A 15,840-nucleotide genomic window follows, 5' to 3' on the forward strand; every position below is an offset into this window, starting at 1 on the left:
TGGTTGGCTTACACTCCTTAGTCGAAGCGGGCGCGCCGTTTGTGACAGCTTTTTTTGCTGTCACAAACCGGCGGGCCGTATCGTCTGATGATCATGGACACGACAATCGACATCTTTCAGGGCCTGCGCCCGCGCCTGTTCGGCATCGCCTACCGCATGCTGGGCGTGCGCGCGGACGCCGAGGACATCGTGCAGGAAGCCTGGCTGCGCTGGCAGCACGGCGGCGCCGATGCCGCCCGGATTCCGGAAGCCTGGCTGGTGACGGTGGTGACCCGCCTGGCCATCGACCGCCTGCGCGGCGCCATGCTCGAGCGCGAGCGCTACGTCGGCCCCTGGCTGCCGGAACCGCTGGTCGAAGACACGACGGATTCACCCGAGGCCGCGCTGGAAGCGGCCGGCGACATCTCGACCGCCTTCCTGCTGATGCTGGAGCGCCTCGGCCCCGAGGAGCGCGCCGTGTTCCTGCTGCACCAGGTATTCGATTTCGGCTATGGCGAGGTGGCGGCGATGGTCGGCAAGACCGAGGCGGCCTGCCGCAAGATCCTGCAGCGGGCGCGCGAGCGGGTGCGCGCGGCGCGTCCGCGTTTTGCGGTGGGGCGCGAGCAGCACCTGGCGCTTCTGGCCAGGTTCGTCGAGGCCTCGCGCTCGGGCGAGGCGGCACGCGTGCAGGAACTGCTGACCGAGGATGTGAGCTATATGGGCGACGGCGGCGGCAAGGCCAAAACCACGGTGCGCTCCGTGCTCGGCGCCGACCGCGTGGCACGCCTGGTGGTGGGCATCGAACGCAAGTGGACGGCGCGCGGCCATGGCCACCACCAGTTGATCGAAGTGAATGGCGCCCCGGGGCTGCTGACCTGGCGCGACGGCAAGCCGGATTCGGTCACCTCGCTGGAGATCCGCGATGGCCGCATCGCCGGCATCTACGTGGTGCGCAACCCGGACAAGCTCGGCTACTTGCCGAAGCTGGTCGGCCAGCTTCAGTCGTCATAGCTGCTTTCCCGCACGATCAGCTGCACCGGCAAGGTCTGCTCGGCATTCTGCTTGTCCAGCAGCAGGGCGACCCCGGCGGCACCCAGGGCTTCCTTGTCGATCGCGATGCTGGACAGCGGCGGGATCGCCTGGGCGGCGGCGCTGATGTCGTCGAAGCCGACGATGGCGATGTCGGACGGCACCTTGAGGCCTGCGTCCAGGCAGGTCTGCATGGCCGTCAGGGCCGCGCTGTCGTTGTAGCAGAACAGGGCATCGGGGCGCGGCTTCATGGCCAGCAGTTTCAGCATGGCCTGGCGCACCCCCTCGGCCGGGTCGGCGCAGCCGGGCACGTGGACTTCGAGTTCCGGATCGGCCAGCATGCGGGCCTCGAACAGGGCCTTGCGGTAGCCGCGCTCGCGCTGGTGGATGCTGTAGTGGGCCAGCGAGCCGGCGATCATGGCGATGCGGCGGCGGCCGGTGCGGATCAGGTGGCGGGTGGCCAGGTAGCCGCCCAGGTGGTGGTCGGGATTGACCGACGTGAAGCCCGGCAGGTGCATGTCGACCAGCACCAGGGGCTTGCCGCTGTCGCGCAGCACCGCCACCAGTTCCGGCTCGAAGTAGCCGGCGCACAGGATGGCGTCCGGCTGCTGGGCGCGCACCAGTTCGGCCACCGCTTCGCCCGGATGCACGACGTAGAAGGACAGCGCCACGCCGGCGCGCCGGCAAGCCTGCTCGGCGCCCTGCAGCACCGGCGAGTAGAAGGGGCTGGACGACAGGGTGTTGTGCTGCTCGTGCAGTAAAAAGGCGATGCGCCGGATCGCGCCCAGGCGCAGGCGGCCGAAGTCGTAGCCCAGCTCACGCGCGGCGGACAGGATCCGCGCGCGGGTCGGCTCGCCCAGGCCGGGCTGGTTCTTCAGGGCGCGCGACACCGTGCCGATCGAGCAGCCGGTGAGGTGCGCCAGATCGCGGACGGTGACGGTCATTAGCGTTTCTCCGACGGATCCTGCGAGAAGGAGTAGGGCGCATCAGCGGCCGCCGTGCCGCGGCGCTGGTTCGGCTTGTCCGACATGCGGAACTCCAGCCTGGCGCCGCGCATCAGCTCATCGTGGCCGACCCAGTTGCGGCCGACCGGCTTGCCGTCGATGCTGAGGGCATGCACGTAGCGCTTCGTGTCGCTGTTGCCGGGCGCCTTGATGCTCACCTTGCGGCCGTTCTCCAGGTGCAGCACGGCTTCCGGGAACAGCGGCGCGCCCAGTGCGTACTGCGGGCTGCTCGGCGTGACCGGATAGAAGCCGAGGGCGGAGAACACGTACCAGGCCGAGGTCTGGCCGTTGTCTTCGTCGCCGCAATAGCCGTCCGGCGTCGCGCGGTACAGGCGGTTCATCACTTCGCGCGCCCAGTACTGGGTCTTCCAGGGGGCGCCGGCATAGTCGTACAGGTAGATCATGTGCTGGATCGGCTGGTTGCCGTGGGCGTACTGGCCCATGCCGGCAATCTGCATCTCGCGGATTTCGTGGATCACCTGGCCATAATAACTGTCATCGAAGACGGGCGGCATGGTCCACACCGCATCCAGCTTGTCGACGAAAGCCTGGCGACCGCCCATCAGCTCGACCAGGCCGGCCACGTCGTGGAACACCGACCAGGTGTAATGCCAGCTGTTTCCCTCAGTGAAGGCGTCGCCCCACTTGAAGGGATTGAAGGGCGCCTGGAAGCTGCCGTCCTTGTTCTTGCCGCGCATCAGGCCGGTTTCCGGATCGAACAGCTTGCGGTAGTTGCGGGCCCGCTCCGCATACACGGCGATCTCGGACCGCGGCTTGCCCAGCGCCTTGCCGAGCTGGTAGATGGCGAAGTCGTCGTAGGCGTATTCGAGGGTGCGGGCGGCGTTTTCCTTGATGCCGGAATCGTAGGGCACGTAGCCGAGGCGGTTATAGTCCTCGACGCCGGCGCGGCCGACGGCTTCCATCGGGCCGGCATTGTTGGCGCCGTGGACCAGGGCCTGCCACAAGGTCTCGATGTCGTAGCCGCGCAGGCCCTTGAGCCAGGCTTCGGCCACCACCGAGGCCGAGTTATTGCCGACCATGACATTGGCATAGCCGGGGCTCGACCATTCGGGCAGCCAGCCGCCTTCCTTGAAGTCGTTCGCCAGGCCTTCCTGCATCTCGCGGTTGACCGACGGGTACATCAGGTTGAGGAAGGGGTAGAGGGCGCGGAAGGTGTCCCAGAAACCGGTGCCGGCGAACATCCGGCCCGGCAGCACCTGGCCGTTGTAGGGGCTCCAGTGGACCGGCTTGCCGGCTTCGTCGAGCTCATACAGCTTGTTCGGGAACTGCACCATGCGGTACAGGCTCGAATAGAAGGTGCGCTGCTGGTCGATGCTGGCGCCCTTGATCTCGACCCGGCCCAGCACCTCGTTCCAGCGCTTCGCGGCCTTGGCGCGGGTGGCGTCGAAATCGTCGCTGCCGATCTCGCGCGCCAGGTTGCGCTCGGCCTGTTCCAGGCTGATGAAGGAGGAAGCCACGCGCATGCCGACCTGTTCGCCGTCGGCGGTCGCAAAGCCGACGATGGCGCCGGCATGGTCGACCTTCGCTTCCCGGGCGCCGGCAAGGATCTTGTCGCCGTCCCATACTTCGCCGCTCTTGAAGGGTTTGTCGAACTGGATCACGAACCAGTTGCGGAAGTTGGCGAGCGGCTTGCCCGCGTGGCGGGTCGAGTAGCCGACGATCTTGCGCTCGCCCGGGATCAGTTTCACGTAAGAGCCCTTGTCGAGGGCGTCGATCACCACCCAGGCCTGCTCGGTCTTCGGGAAGGTGAAGCGGAACTGGGCCGCGCGCTCGGTCGGCGTGAGCTCGGCGGTGACGTCGCTGTCGGCCAGGTAGACGCGGTAGTAGTCCGGCTTGGCCAGCTCCGCCTTGTGCGAGAACCAGCTGGCGCGCTCGTCTTCCTTGAAGCGCTTGGCACCCGTCACCGGCATGATGGCGAACTGGCCGTAGTCGTTCATCCAGGGCGAGGGCTGGTGGGTCTGCTTGAAGCCGCGGATCCGGTCGGCCGTATAGGTATAGGCCCAGCCATTGCCCATCTTGCCGGTCTGCGGCGTCCAGTAGTTCATGCCCCAGGGGATGCCGACCGAGGGATAGGTATTCCCGTTCGAGAGTTCGGGCTTGCTGTCGGTGCCCATCAGCGGGTTCACGTGGTCCAGCGGCGCTGCCTGGACGTGGAAGCTGGCGAGGGCAGCCAGGCCGAGTGCAGCGGCGAAGAGAGTCGGTTTCATTGGTAGGCCGTTTGCGTGTAGGGACGGGCGGATTGGTCCTTGCCCCAGTTGGTGTTCGGGGTCGGCTGCATGGTGAATACCAGCTCGCCGCCCGCCAGGATGTCTTCGTGGCGCAGGTAGCTGCGCGCCAGCGCCTTGCCGTTCAGGGTGACGCCGCCGACGTAGCCGTTGGCGTCCGACAGGTTCACGGCGCGCACCGTGAACCGCCTGCCGTTCGGCAGGTTCAGCGTCGCCTTCTCGACGAAGGGGCGGCCGATCACGTATTCGTTGGTCCCCGGCGCCACCGGATAGAAGCCCAGCGCGGTGAAGGCCAGCCAGGCCGAGGTCTGGCCCAGGTCGTCGTTGCCGGCCAGGCCGTCGGGCGCATCCTTGTACTGGCTGGCGACGATCTGGGCCAGGCGCCCCTGGGTCTTCCACGGCGCGCCGGCATAGTTGTACAGGTAGGCCACGTGGTGCGAAGGCTCGTTGCCGTGGGCGTAGTGGCCGATCAGGCCCGAGATGTCTTCCATGTGGGCGTAGACGTTGGCGTCCACCCTGGCGTCGAAGACCTGGTCGATCTTGGCCTGGAGTCCCGCGTCGCCGCCGAGGAACTTCACCAGGCCCGCGTTATCGTGGGGCATATACCAGGAATACTGCCAGGCGCTGCCTTCGGTATAGTCGCTGCCGAAGTTCGACTGCACCGGATCAAAGGGGGTGCGGAACTCGCCGGTGGACTTGCGGGCGCGGACGAAGCCGGTCTTCGGATCGAACACATTGCGCCAGTTCTGGGCCCGCCGGTAATAGCGCTCGGCCACGTCCTTCTTGCCCATCTTCTCGGCCATGCGCGCGATGGTCCAGTCGTCGAAGGCATATTCGACGGTCTTCGAGGCCGCCTCGGGCTCGAGGTCGATCGGCACGTAACCGTATTTCATGTAGTGCTGCAAGCCGCCATAGGGACCGTATTCGGCGCTGGCGGTCATCGCCCGCAGCGCCTGTTCCGGATCGAAGCCGCGGATGCCCTTCATGTAGGCGTCGGCGATCACCGGCACCGCGTGGTAGCCGATCATGCACCAGGTTTCGAGGCCGGCGAACTGCCATACCGGCAGGATGCCGTAGGGGCTGGCCTGCTGGGAGGCGATCAGCGAGCGCACGAAGTCGGCGTTGCGCTGTTCCGGCTGGATCAGGGTCAGCAGCGGATGCAGGGCGCGGTAGGTGTCCCACAGCGAGAAGGTCGAGTGGAAGCGGAAGCCGTCGGCCTGGTGGACCTGGTTGTCCGGCCCGCGGTAGGCGCCGTTGCGGTCCATGAAGAGACTGGGGGCCAGCAGGCTGTGATACAGGCTCGTATACACCATGCGCTTCATCGGCTGCGGCGCCTCGATGTCGACGGCGCCGAGGGCCTGTTCCCAGGCGGCGCTGGCGTTCGCCCGTTCCTTGTCGAAGTCCCAGCCCGGCATCTCGTCCAGGTTGGCCAGGGCGCCATCCTCGCTGACGGCGGAGACGGCCACCTTCACCAGCAGCGGGGTGTCGCCCAGCTTGCCGAAGTCGAGCGCCGCCTCGAGCGCCTTGCCCTCGACCAGGACCTTCTCGGCCGGGGTCTTGCCGGGCGACGCGAAGCCGCGGTACTCGACGCCTTCCTCGCGGTTCATCAGCTGGTGCGACTGGAGCGGGCGCGAGAAGCGGATCGCGAAATACAGCTGGCGGCCCGGCGCCCAGCCGCGCGTGTCGCGCATGCCGGTGAGCGTGTCCCGGCCACGCAGGCGCAGGCGCGACCACAGGTTCTTGCCGGACCAGTCGTAGATGCTGCTGCGCAAGTCGAGCACGACCCGGGCTTCGGATCCCGGCTTGAAGCGGTAGCGGTGCAGTCCGACCCGCTCGCTGGCCGTGAGTTCGACATCGACTTCGTTGTCGAGCAGCTTTACCGCGTAGTAGCCCGGCTCCGCATGCTCGTCCTTGTGCGAGAAGCGCGAGCGGTAGCCGCTGAACGGGCGCTCCGGATAGCCGGGCTCCAGTTTCAGTTCGCCGCTGGTGGGCATCAGCAGCACGTCGCCGAGGTCGGAGTGGCCGGCGCCGGAAAAGTGGGTGTGCGAAAAGCCGAGGATGGAATCGTCTTCGTAGCGGTAGCCGGCGGCCCAGGGATAGCTCTGCTTGAAGTGGCGGACCTGGGTGTCGGGGCTCAGCTGGATCATGCCGAACGGCCGCGTGGCGCCGGGGAAGGTGTGGCCGTCGCCGCCGGTGCCGACGAAGACGTTGACCTCCGCCACCCGGCTGCCGGGCGCCGCGGCCCCGGCAACGCCGGCGCATAGCAGGCCGGCCGCCAGTGCCATGGCGGATAGGGAAATGCGCTTGCCCATCGTGTCTCCTTAGTGTTATCTCGGAAACATAGCCCGAAATTTTTTGGTCAGCAACAAGCGCGCGATCCGGAAGTCCCTGTTTATAGCGTTTACTAAACAAATGTCGTGTCCACGCCATGACGCAGTTCCGCTTACCCGCCACGCATAGGGTGTAGAAGGCGCGGCAGAGGCCGGGCGGCGACTCGTTACCCTGTTTGTTTAGTCGGGTGCCCGGCGCCGGGAGATGCCGCGCAGTGTCCGATCGGGCATAATGCCGGCCCATGCAGAACCGCCGAGATATCACGACAAGACCATCGCCGCCGGCCACGCCGCGTCCGATGACGGAAAACGACCTGCACGCCGTACTGGCCGTGCAGGCCGCCTGCTACCCGCCGTCCATGCAGGAGCCGGCCGCTATCGTGCTGGCGCGCCTGCGCGCGGCGCGGGACAGCTGCCTGGTGGCCTGCGACGGCGAGGGCGTCTGCGCCTATGTGTTCGCCTACGCCTCGCGGCGCGGCGCGGTCACGCCGCTGGATGCCGCCTTCCAGCCCGCCGCCGATGCGGATACCCTGTACATCCACGACATGGCGGTGGCGCCGCGCGCGCTCGGCCGGGGACTGGCGCGGCGTCTCGTCGGCGGCCTGCTGGAACATGGCCGGTCGCGCGGCCTGGCCTGGTCGGCCCTGGTGGCGGTGCAGGATTCGCGCCGCTTCTGGGAAGGACTGGGTTTTGCCGTCCATGGCCTGGCGTCCGGCGGGCAGGGCGCGCGGGCGCTGTCGAGCTATCCGGACGGTGCGCTCTACATGGCGCGCGCCCTGCACGCCGGATAGCGATAGCTGTTCGATATCTTCCCGCGTATTTCGTTGTTTTTTGTCGCCACGCGAGCCCAAAATTGCGCCGCTTACGCTAATATTGTCGGTGGGCAAGTTTTTTCCGGGAATTCCTATGTCGAGCACCATCCGTACGATCGCGCGGGCGCGCGGATTCACCCTCATCGAACTGATGATCGTGGTGGCCATCGTCGGCATCCTGAGCGCCGTCGCGATCCCGGCCTACAATAACCACGTGATGCGCGCGCGGCTGGCGGAAGCGTATTCCGGCCTCGGCACCGTGCAGACCAATGCCGAGGAATTCTGGTCGAACAACCACACCTACGCCAGCTTCGACCGCCTGCCGCCGCAAAGCGCCAACTTCACCTACACCCTGACCAGCGGCGACGCCTCGAGCTATGTGGTCACCGCGGCGGGCACCGGCCCGGCCACCGGTTTCTCCTTCACCATCGACCAGAACGGCAACCGGGCCACGCCCAGGGCACCCACCGGCTGGACGACCAGCACCACCTGCTGGATCGACCGCAAGGACGGCCGGTGCGTGCAGTAAGCCTGCCAGCGCCGCGCGCCGGCGGTTTCACCCTGGTCGAAGCGGCCGTCGTGGTCGCGATCATCGGGATCCTGGCCGGCGTCGGCATCCCCAGCATGTCCAGCTGGCTGGTGGGGCGCAAGGCCATGGCCGCCACCGGCTATTACGCCGACGGCTTCGCCTTCGCGCGCAACCAGGCCATCAGCCACAACACGCTCAGCCGGCTGGTGTTGGACGACCATCCGGCCACCGGCCAGCTGCAGTGGCGGGTCGATCTCTGCTACCCGACCAGCGACGACCTCTGCGACGACGCCAGCGCCGGCTGGTCCAGCCCGACCGCGGCGGCGGCCGGCGATCCGCGCGGGGCGCAGGGCGACAAGTCGGTGGTGCGCAGCGCCAACGGCCTGCCTTCGTCGAGCGCGGTGGCGCTGGTGGTCGGTCCTTCCGGTGCCAACGCCGCCTATTTCACCGCCCTCGGCTGGGTCGATACCCGGATCTCGCCGCAGATCGCCCGCATCACCCTGTCGCCCACGGCCGGCGGCGCCATCAGCTTCACGCCGATGGCGGTGTCGCTGACCCTGGCCGGCGTGGCCGCGCGCTGCGACCCGAGCGCGGTGGCGCCCGACCGCCGCAGGTGCCCGCGATGAGCCGCCCGCGCATGCCCAGGCCCGCCGCGCAGCGGGGCTTCGCCCTGATCGAAGCCCTGGTCGCGGTGGTCATCCTCGCCATCGGCCTGATCGGCACCCTGGGCCTGCAGGCACGGTCCTATTCTGCGCTGGAGGATTCGGCGATGCGCACGGAAGCCACGCTGGCCGCCGAATCGCTGCTCGGCACCATCGCCACCGACCAGGCCAACCTGGCGTCCTATGCGGTGGCCGAGAAGGCCGCGCCGGGCGCCACGCTGAAGCCCTGGTTCGACGCGACCGTCAAGCGGATCCCGTCGGCGGTCATCAGCGTGACGGTGACGCCGGCCACCGACGCCTCCGGCAGCCGGGTCGACATCAAGATCGGCTGGACCCGCAAAGCAGGCGCCAAGGCCAACCAGTACCGCGTCACCTCCTACGTCTCGGGCAGCAAGAAATGAGGATCCGCATGCGCGCACCGCAGGGAGGTTTTTCGCTGGTCGAGCTGATGGTCAGCGTCGTGATCGGCATGCTGGCGCTGCTGTTCGCGGTGCGCCTGGTGACCGGCGCCGACAGCACCCAGCGCCATGCGGTCGGCGGTTCGGACGCGATGCAGAACGGGATGCTGGCGCTGTTCTCGATGAGCGGCGACGCCGCCCAGGCCGGCTATGGCCTGAACGACCCGCTGATCGCGGGATGCAATACCATCTTCAAGGACACCGGCGGCTATACGCTGGCCTCGGTGAACGTCGGCGGCGCGGCCGTGCAGCCGCTGGCGCCGGTCATCATCGAGGCGCAGGCAGCCGGCGCCAACGCCAATACCGCCACCGCCGGCGAGAATCCCGACCGCATCAGCTTCTACGCCGGCAGCTCCATCACCGGCACCGGCACCCTGCGCCTGCTGTCCGGCTACACCAGCGGCACCCGCATCGTGATCGACCGCGTTCCCTACGGCTTCCGCCAGGGGAACGTGATCGTGGTCGTCCCCGAACAGCTGGGCGGCAAGTGCTCGCTGGCCCAGGTATCGTCGACGCCCGATACCCTGCCGGGGCTGCCCGCCCAGCAGTCGATCGACGTCGCCCAGGGCAACGATTACCGGTACAACACCGGCGGCCTGGGCGCCAGCTTTGGCGGCGGCGTGTCGCGCGTGTTCAACCTCGGCCCGCCGGAAACCCTGTCCTTCCATACCTGGTCGGTCGCGGACGGCTTTCTGCAGCTGCGTTCGACCGATCTCGATGGCGCCGGCGCCAATCCGGCCGCCGTCGCCGGCGACATCGTCTCGATCAAGGCGCAGTACGGCTTCGACAACCGCGCCGGCACCAACTTCACGCCGGATTCCGGCATGCAGGTGAAGCAGTGGTCGGCGTCCATGATCGACGCCGACGGCGACGGCGTGACCGGCGGCGCCGGCGACTACCTGCGCATCGCGGCGGTACGCATCGCCGTGGTCGCACGCAGCAAGTCGCCCGAGTCGCCGGCGGCGGGCGCTGGCTGCACCGCCACGCCGGCCCCGCTGCAGGTATTCGCCAGCGCGACCGGGACCACCGCCGCGACGCCGGTCAAGGTCAACCTGGCGGTGCCGGGCGACAGCGTCGACTGGCGCTGCTACCGCTACCGCGTGTTCGAGACCGTGGTCCCGCTGCGCAACTTCGTCTGGAGGCCGTAATGAAGAATCCCTACCGCCTGCTTGGGGGCGCGCGCGAGCAGGGCGCCGCGCTGCCGGTGATGCTGATCATCCTCACGGTCATGCTGCTGGGCAGCGTGTATTTGCTCAGGTCCAGCCACTCGACCGCGCTGGCGACCGGCAACCTGGCCTATGACGCCACCCTCAACCGCGCCGCCGACCTCGGCCTGCACCAGGGCTTCCAGTGGCTGAGTACGACCGCCGCCAGCAACAAGGCTTCGCTCGAATCCGACGATCTCGCCGACGGCTACCACGCCTCGCTCAGCACCGACGTGACGCCGCGCGACGCCGGTTTCTGGGATTCGGCCAAGACCATTACCGATGCGGACGGCAACAAGATCGACTACGTGGTGCACCGCCTGTGCAAGCGGGACGGCCGCTACGACGGCAAGGACAACGGCTGCGCCCAGACCTCCTCGGTGAAGGGCAGCCTCGGCAACGCCGTGGCGCTGGGCGAGAGCCTGGCCGCCGACGCGCCCAGCTTCGACGGCGCGCCGCAACTCCATTATGTGATCGCTTCGCGTATCAACGGTCCGCGCGGCAGCAACGTGATCAACCAGATGATCGTGCTGATCGGCGTTTAAGCTCAGGCCTTCCATGAAAAAACTCTTCGCCTTCCTGTTCCTGCTGGTGCTCGCCCTCGGCGCATCCGCGGCCCCGACCAATATCGCCCAGCTGCCGCTGCTGAACATCTCGGGCAGCGGCAACGTCAAGCCCAATTTGATGCTGTTGTACGATAACTCGGGCTCGATGACCTATACCTACACGCCGGACTACATCGTCGACTCGACCAGCTGCCGCAGCGGCGCCACGCTGGCGGACGGTACCACCAACTGCACGCCCGGCTACCCGCCGTTCAACAGCGCCGACTTCAACCGCCAGTACTACAATCCGGCGATCCGCTACACGCCGCCGGTCGACGACCTCGGCAACTCCTATGCGTCGATGACGCGCACCCAGACCACGAACTGGACCTCGGTGCCGACCGACGGTTTCGGCATCAACAACAGCAATATCTCGATGCAGGGCGAAACCAAGTCCAACCTGGCCAGCGGTTTTCCGGACCTCGGCTGGTGTCCGAAAAGGGGCACCTGCCAGTACGGCAATCCCAACTACGCCTACCCCGACGCCACTTACTACAAGTCCGACTCCTACACCACGGCGCCGTACTACTACACCATCAACGTGGCGGAGTATTGCAAGGAGGCGTCCCTGGTCAACTGCAAGGGCGTCGCGGTCGGATCGCCGGCGCCGGCCGGCTATCCCTACCCGGCCAAGGTGCGCTGGTGTAACAGCACCAAGATGACCGACTGCCAGGCGAAGAACGTTGGCAAATACATCTATCCGCGCTTCTCGACCGCCACCAGTACCGTGACCGCCGCCTACGGCACCGTCACCATCGGCGCCTCGACCACTACCAGCGACCTGGTCATCAACAGCATCTCGGTGACGGAGTCCGGCGGTACCGTCGTCATCACCAACGGCCCGGTCACCGCGGTCGGCGGCACCGCCACGCTGTCCAAGCAGGCCAGCCTGGCAACTTCACTGGCCGCCTCGATCATCGCGAAGACCGGCCTGAAGAACCAGTACCTGGCCTGCGTGCTGGCACCGACCAGTTCCTCGGTGCCTGCCTGCTCGACCTACGGCATCAATATCGGCACCAGCAATGTGGTCGCGATCGTGCCGATCGTCTGCCCGAGCGGCGCCACCAAGGACAGCCCGGACTGCGCGGTGGTGGCGGACGGCAGCCGCAACGGCTGGGCGGTCAGCGTCAGCGCCCAGACCAAGACCATCACCAGCAAGCAGAGCGACGTCATTCCCACCACCGTCAGCGCCATCGGCGCGGGCGCGCCCGTGTTCGTCCGCACCGACATCGTCTCGACCAACAACAGCTATCCGAAGGCGCCGGCACGCACCGACTGCGCCGGCAGCACTTGCACCTACGACGAGGAGATGACCAACTTCGCCAACTGGTACGCCTATTACAAGACGCGCAACCAGATGATGAAGACGGCGGTCGGCCAGGCCTTCCAGGCGCTGAACGGCAATTACAAGGTCGGCATCGTCTCGCTGTCGAACGCGGCGGCCCAGCCGGAGACGGCCAACGGCTTCACCTATCCCGCCGAATTCTCCGGCGCCAACCGGACCGCCTGGTACAACGCCCTGTACAAGATGAGCGCATCCGGCTCGACGCCGATGCGCCTGGCCCTGAACGCGGTCGGCAGGATGTATGCAAACCTCGGCAAGTTCCAGCGGCCGGCCGGTTCGGAAGTGATCGAGTATCCCTGCCAGCAGAACTTCGCCTTCGTCACCACCGACGGCTACTGGAACGGCGGCGCCGCCACCAACGTCTCCAGCAACGACAACGCGGAAGATCTGGCGCGCTTCTGCAGCAAGCGCCTCGGCTGCGTCGACCCGCGCGCCCAGACCGCGGCCTCGCTGGCCGACGTCGCCCTGCACTGGTACAACGGCGGCTCCAGCACCGGCACCGTTTCTCTGCGCCCCGATATCGACGACATGACGAAGGACGGCGTGGTGCCGGCCGCCGCCGGCGACAACCAGCACCTGCACATGAACACCTACGCGCTCGGCCTGGGCGTGGACGGGGTCATGACCTTCGACCCGAAGTACGACACCGGCGCCACCGAAGGCTCGGACTTCTACAAGCTGGTCACCGGCGTCACCACCGGCTGCCCCTGGAACAACAAGGGCGCCTATGTGTGGCCGGACCCGAACACCGGCGACTCCACCGGCGGCGCGGCCTACCAGGAGCGAGTCGACGACCTGTGGCACGCGGCCATCAATGGCCACGGCAAGTACTTCAGCGCCAACGATCCTTCCGAAGTCGTGGACGGCCTGGGCAAGGCGCTGGCGAACATCGAGGTGCACGTCGGCGCGGCCGCCGCATCGGCCACCTCGACCCCCAACATCACGCTCGAGGACAACGACATCTTCTCGGCCACCTTCACCACCGTCAAATGGTTTGGCGTGCTCACCGACCGCAAGCTCGATCCGGTCAGCGGGGAAGTCATCAAGACCATCGTCTGGCACTCGAGCAATACGGTCGGCGCCCAGGTGGCGGCATCCTCCGATACCCGCACGATCAAGATGCTGGACGTCGACAAAGGCGGCCTCAAGGACTTCCTGTACGCGGGCATGAACGCCACCGAAAAGGCCTGGTTCGACAACAAGTGCGGCGCGCTGGCCCAGTGCACCAACCTGTCCGCCGCCGACCGCCTGATCGTCAACAACGGCAGCAATATCGTCGCCTGGCTGCGCGGGCAGCAGCAGTACGCAGACGACACCCGCCTGCGCGCCTACACGCTGTCGAACACCAAGGACGATGGCGTCACCCAGGTGCTGCCGATCGTGCTGGGCGACATCGCCTCGTCCAAGCCGGCCTACCAGCGCGAGCCGCGCAAGAACTACACGGCCACCGGCTACAGCAAGTTCAAGGTCGACAATGCGGCGCGCAAGCCGGTGGTGTTCGTTGCCGCCAACGACGGCATGCTGCACACATTCGACGCCACCAACGGCAGCGAGCTGTGGGCCTACGTCCCGCGCATCACCATGAAGAAGCTCTACCAGCAGGCCAGCACGACCTACAGCACCAACCACCAGTTCACCACCGATGGCTCGCCCGAACTCGGCGACGTCAAGATCAATGGCGCCTGGCGTTCGGTGGTTGTGGCCGGCCTGAACGGAGGCGGTCGCGGTTACTATGCGGTCGACGTCACCGACCCCGCCAATCCGGCCGCGCTGTGGGAGCTGTGCGCCGACGCGGAAGTCTGCACCGGCAACCGCTTCGACGCCGACATCGGCCTGAGCTTCGGCAACCCGCAGTTCGGTACCTGGAAGGATGCCTCCGGCACCGAGCATTGGGTGGTGTTTCTGACCTCCGGCTACAACAACGTGCCGTCCACCGGCTTCAGCGGCAACGGCAAGGGTTACCTCTACGTGGTCGACGTGGCCAGCGGCCAGGTGCTGAGCAAGACCAGCACCAATGTCGGCGACACCACCACACCCTCGGGCCTGGCGAAGATCACCGCCATCACCAACAACCCGCTCACCGACCCGCTGGTGACCTACGTCTACGGCGGCGACAACCAGGGCAAGATGTGGCGCTTCGACTTTACCGCCGGCGGCAACCCGACGGTGCTGCAGATGGGCGACGCCGGCAGCGGCCAGCCCGTCACCAGCCGCCCCGAGGTGACCCTGTGCCAGGTGAGCTCGACCGACGCTTCGGGCAACACCACCGTGGGCGCGCAGAAGGTCGTGGTGTTCGGCACCGGCCGCCTGCTCGACCTGCCCGATATCTCGGATACCACGAAACAGAGTGTCTACGTGCTGAAGGACAGCGGCACCGGCATCGGCGCCGCCAGCTGGCGCAATTCGACCTCGATGGCCAAGCAGTCGCTGGCGCGTCCGGCCGGCACCCAGGCCTACACGATCAGCGGCCCGGCCGTGAACCTGGGCAGCCAGGCCGGCTGGTTCTTCGATCTCGACCAGAATGCCGGCGAGCGCGTCAACCTGGATCCGAAGGTGGCGGCCGGCACCCTGACCGTGGTGTCGAACATTCCTTCGTCCTCGTCCTCGTGCAAGGTCGGCGGCAGCAGCAACGTCTACCAGCTGAACGTCTGCACGGCGGCGCCGGTCAACACCCAGCAGGGCATCGGCGCGATCGCCGGCCAGTCCCTGTCGGGCAATTCCGCGGCGGTCGGCTTCATCATCGTGCGCCTGCCCTCGGGCGCCCTGAAGATGGTCACCACCACCGCCGACGGCAATACGATCACCTCGAGCGTGGCGCGCGCCAGCGACGTCGAGGCCCACCGCGCCGGCTGGCGCCGGGTGCGCAACTAGGATCAGGGAGCCGGGGCCGCGCGCACGGCTCCGCTGAGGGTCTGGGTCTCGACCCTGCCATCGGCCCCGCTCAGGCGCAGCCGCACCGGCAGCCAGTCCTGCGAGGGCGCGAGCCACAGTTCGAGCCGGGCTTCGCCGGGCGCCGCCAGCCGCGCCAGATGCCAGGCCGGCATGCTGCCGATGCCGGTCTCGACGTCTTCCTGGCCGAGCACCTGGTAGCGTTCGACCGTCACCCGCGATGCGCCGGCCACCACGATCCTGATCTCGTTCTGCAGCTGCTCCGGCCGTCCCAGCGCGATGGCGGCCAGCTGCACCAGCACGGATGCGCGGTCCTGCACGCCGACCGCTCCCGGCGCGGGATCGCCGCCGCCCTGGAAGCGGACCTCGCCCGTGGTCGCATCGAAGCTGGTACTGGTGCTGCCATCCGCCCGGGTTTCGGTGGCGAGGACCGGCGCGATGCCGGTATCGCCGCCGATGCCGCGGCTGGACAGGCGACCGAGGATGCCGTCGAGTTCCAGGCTGTAGCCGCTGTCGTCGCTGCGCCAGTCGAGCCAGGCCTGGCCGTCCGGGCGCCCCGGCGAGCTGTAGCTCAGGCGCGCGCTGGCGGGCAGGCGCAGGCGGTACCGGCCCGCCATCGGCAGCAGCGTGCTCGCGCCCGGCGCGGCGGCGGGCGCGGGCCGGATCGTGGGGCCGGTGATCGCCGGGGTGGGCACGCCGGCCGGTGGTGGGGCGTCGGTCCTTGCCGCACTGCGTGGCGGCTCAGGG

12 protein-coding genes are annotated in these 15,840 nt (G+C 67.7%); 8 read left to right on the forward strand and 4 right to left on the reverse strand.

The features are described 5' to 3' along the window. Nucleotides 1-93 precede the first annotated feature (93 nt). A complete protein-coding gene (gene sigJ, locus AC1DOQ_RS14800; protein ID WP_477365397.1) occupies nt 94-990 on the forward strand; it encodes an RNA polymerase sigma factor SigJ in 897 nt (298 codons plus the stop codon). Here sigJ and AC1DOQ_RS14805 read toward each other — a convergent pair. From AC1DOQ_RS14805 to AC1DOQ_RS14815, 3 genes are read right to left on the reverse strand one after another with little or no spacing between them, the layout of a single operon-like run. Next, on the reverse strand, nt 978-1,952 hold the full coding sequence (locus AC1DOQ_RS14805) for a LacI family DNA-binding transcriptional regulator (RefSeq protein WP_477365400.1): 975 nt from the start codon (nt 1,950-1,952) through the stop codon (nt 978-980). The two genes, sigJ and AC1DOQ_RS14805, sit on opposite strands and share 13 nt — an antisense overlap. Continuing rightward, entirely contained in the window at nt 1,952-4,240 is a 2,289-nt protein-coding gene (locus AC1DOQ_RS14810) for a GH92 family glycosyl hydrolase (protein ID WP_477365403.1), read from the reverse strand. Before AC1DOQ_RS14810 ends, AC1DOQ_RS14805 begins: the two co-directional genes overlap by 1 nt. Then, on the reverse strand, nt 4,237-6,570 hold the full coding sequence (locus tag AC1DOQ_RS14815) for a GH92 family glycosyl hydrolase (RefSeq protein ID WP_477365406.1): 2,334 nt from the start codon (nt 6,568-6,570) through the stop codon (nt 4,237-4,239). Before AC1DOQ_RS14815 ends, AC1DOQ_RS14810 begins: the two co-directional genes overlap by 4 nt. A gap of 260 nt (nt 6,571-6,830) precedes the next feature. On the opposite strand from AC1DOQ_RS14815, the gene AC1DOQ_RS14820 reads away from it, so the two are divergent. The 7 genes from AC1DOQ_RS14820 (at nt 6,831) to AC1DOQ_RS14850 (ending at nt 15,075) form a co-directional block, all read left to right on the forward strand. Next, a complete protein-coding gene (locus AC1DOQ_RS14820; protein ID WP_477365409.1) occupies nt 6,831-7,379 on the forward strand; it encodes a GNAT family N-acetyltransferase in 549 nt (182 codons plus the stop codon). Between the two features lie 115 nt (nt 7,380-7,494). Next, entirely contained in the window at nt 7,495-7,929 is a 435-nt protein-coding gene (locus AC1DOQ_RS14825) for a type IV pilin protein (RefSeq protein WP_477365412.1), read from the forward strand. Next, complete coding sequence (locus AC1DOQ_RS14830; protein ID WP_477365415.1) at nt 7,917-8,555, forward strand: pilus assembly FimT family protein; 639 nt, start codon at nt 7,917-7,919, stop codon at nt 8,553-8,555. The genes AC1DOQ_RS14825 and AC1DOQ_RS14830 overlap by 13 nt, the downstream gene beginning before the upstream one ends. Beyond that, complete coding sequence (locus AC1DOQ_RS14835) at nt 8,552-8,992, forward strand: type IV pilus modification PilV family protein (protein WP_477365418.1); 441 nt, start codon at nt 8,552-8,554, stop codon at nt 8,990-8,992. Before AC1DOQ_RS14830 ends, AC1DOQ_RS14835 begins: the two co-directional genes overlap by 4 nt. A gap of 8 nt (nt 8,993-9,000) precedes the next feature. Beyond that, nucleotides 9,001-10,197, forward strand: coding sequence for a PilW family protein (locus AC1DOQ_RS14840; RefSeq protein WP_477365421.1), 1,197 nt, complete (start codon nt 9,001-9,003; stop codon nt 10,195-10,197). Continuing rightward, on the forward strand, nt 10,197-10,799 hold the full coding sequence (locus AC1DOQ_RS14845; RefSeq protein WP_477365424.1) for a pilus assembly PilX family protein: 603 nt from the start codon (nt 10,197-10,199) through the stop codon (nt 10,797-10,799). Before AC1DOQ_RS14840 ends, AC1DOQ_RS14845 begins: the two co-directional genes overlap by 1 nt. 13 nt (nt 10,800-10,812) lie before the next feature. Beyond that, nucleotides 10,813-15,075 carry a pilus assembly protein gene (locus tag AC1DOQ_RS14850; protein ID WP_477365427.1) on the forward strand — a complete coding sequence of 1,421 codons (4,263 nt, stop codon included), beginning with the start codon at nt 10,813-10,815 and terminating at the stop codon, nt 15,073-15,075. A 2-nt stretch (nt 15,076-15,077) separates the two neighbouring features. On the opposite strand, the gene AC1DOQ_RS14855 is transcribed toward AC1DOQ_RS14850, so the two are convergent. Further along, the coding region (locus tag AC1DOQ_RS14855) for a DUF3108 domain-containing protein (RefSeq protein WP_477365430.1) at nt 15,078-15,840 on the reverse strand (763 nt) is incomplete at its 5' end.

The organism is Massilia sp. 01N417, from assembly GCF_056399645.1.

Excerpts from the sequence above, each read along its gene's own strand:
- AC1DOQ_RS14820 (WP_477365409.1), top strand. The coding sequence starts at position 6,831 with ATGCAGAACCGCCGAGATATCACGACAAGACCATCGCCGCCGGCCACG.
- AC1DOQ_RS14810 (WP_477365403.1), bottom strand. The coding sequence starts at position 4,240 with ATGAAACCGACTCTCTTCGCCGCTGCACTCGGCCTGGCTGCCCTCGCC.
- AC1DOQ_RS14805 (WP_477365400.1), bottom strand. The coding sequence starts at position 1,952 with ATGACCGTCACCGTCCGCGATCTGGCGCACCTCACCGGCTGCTCGATC.
- AC1DOQ_RS14845 (WP_477365424.1), top strand. The coding sequence starts at position 10,197 with ATGAAGAATCCCTACCGCCTGCTTGGGGGCGCGCGCGAGCAGGGCGCC.
- AC1DOQ_RS14835 (WP_477365418.1), top strand. The coding sequence starts at position 8,552 with ATGAGCCGCCCGCGCATGCCCAGGCCCGCCGCGCAGCGGGGCTTCGCC.
- AC1DOQ_RS14840 (WP_477365421.1), top strand. The coding sequence starts at position 9,001 with ATGCGCGCACCGCAGGGAGGTTTTTCGCTGGTCGAGCTGATGGTCAGC.
- AC1DOQ_RS14850 (WP_477365427.1), top strand. The coding sequence starts at position 10,813 with ATGAAAAAACTCTTCGCCTTCCTGTTCCTGCTGGTGCTCGCCCTCGGC.
- AC1DOQ_RS14825 (WP_477365412.1), top strand. The coding sequence starts at position 7,495 with ATGTCGAGCACCATCCGTACGATCGCGCGGGCGCGCGGATTCACCCTC.
- sigJ (WP_477365397.1), top strand. The coding sequence starts at position 94 with ATGGACACGACAATCGACATCTTTCAGGGCCTGCGCCCGCGCCTGTTC.
- AC1DOQ_RS14815 (WP_477365406.1), bottom strand. The coding sequence starts at position 6,570 with ATGGGCAAGCGCATTTCCCTATCCGCCATGGCACTGGCGGCCGGCCTG.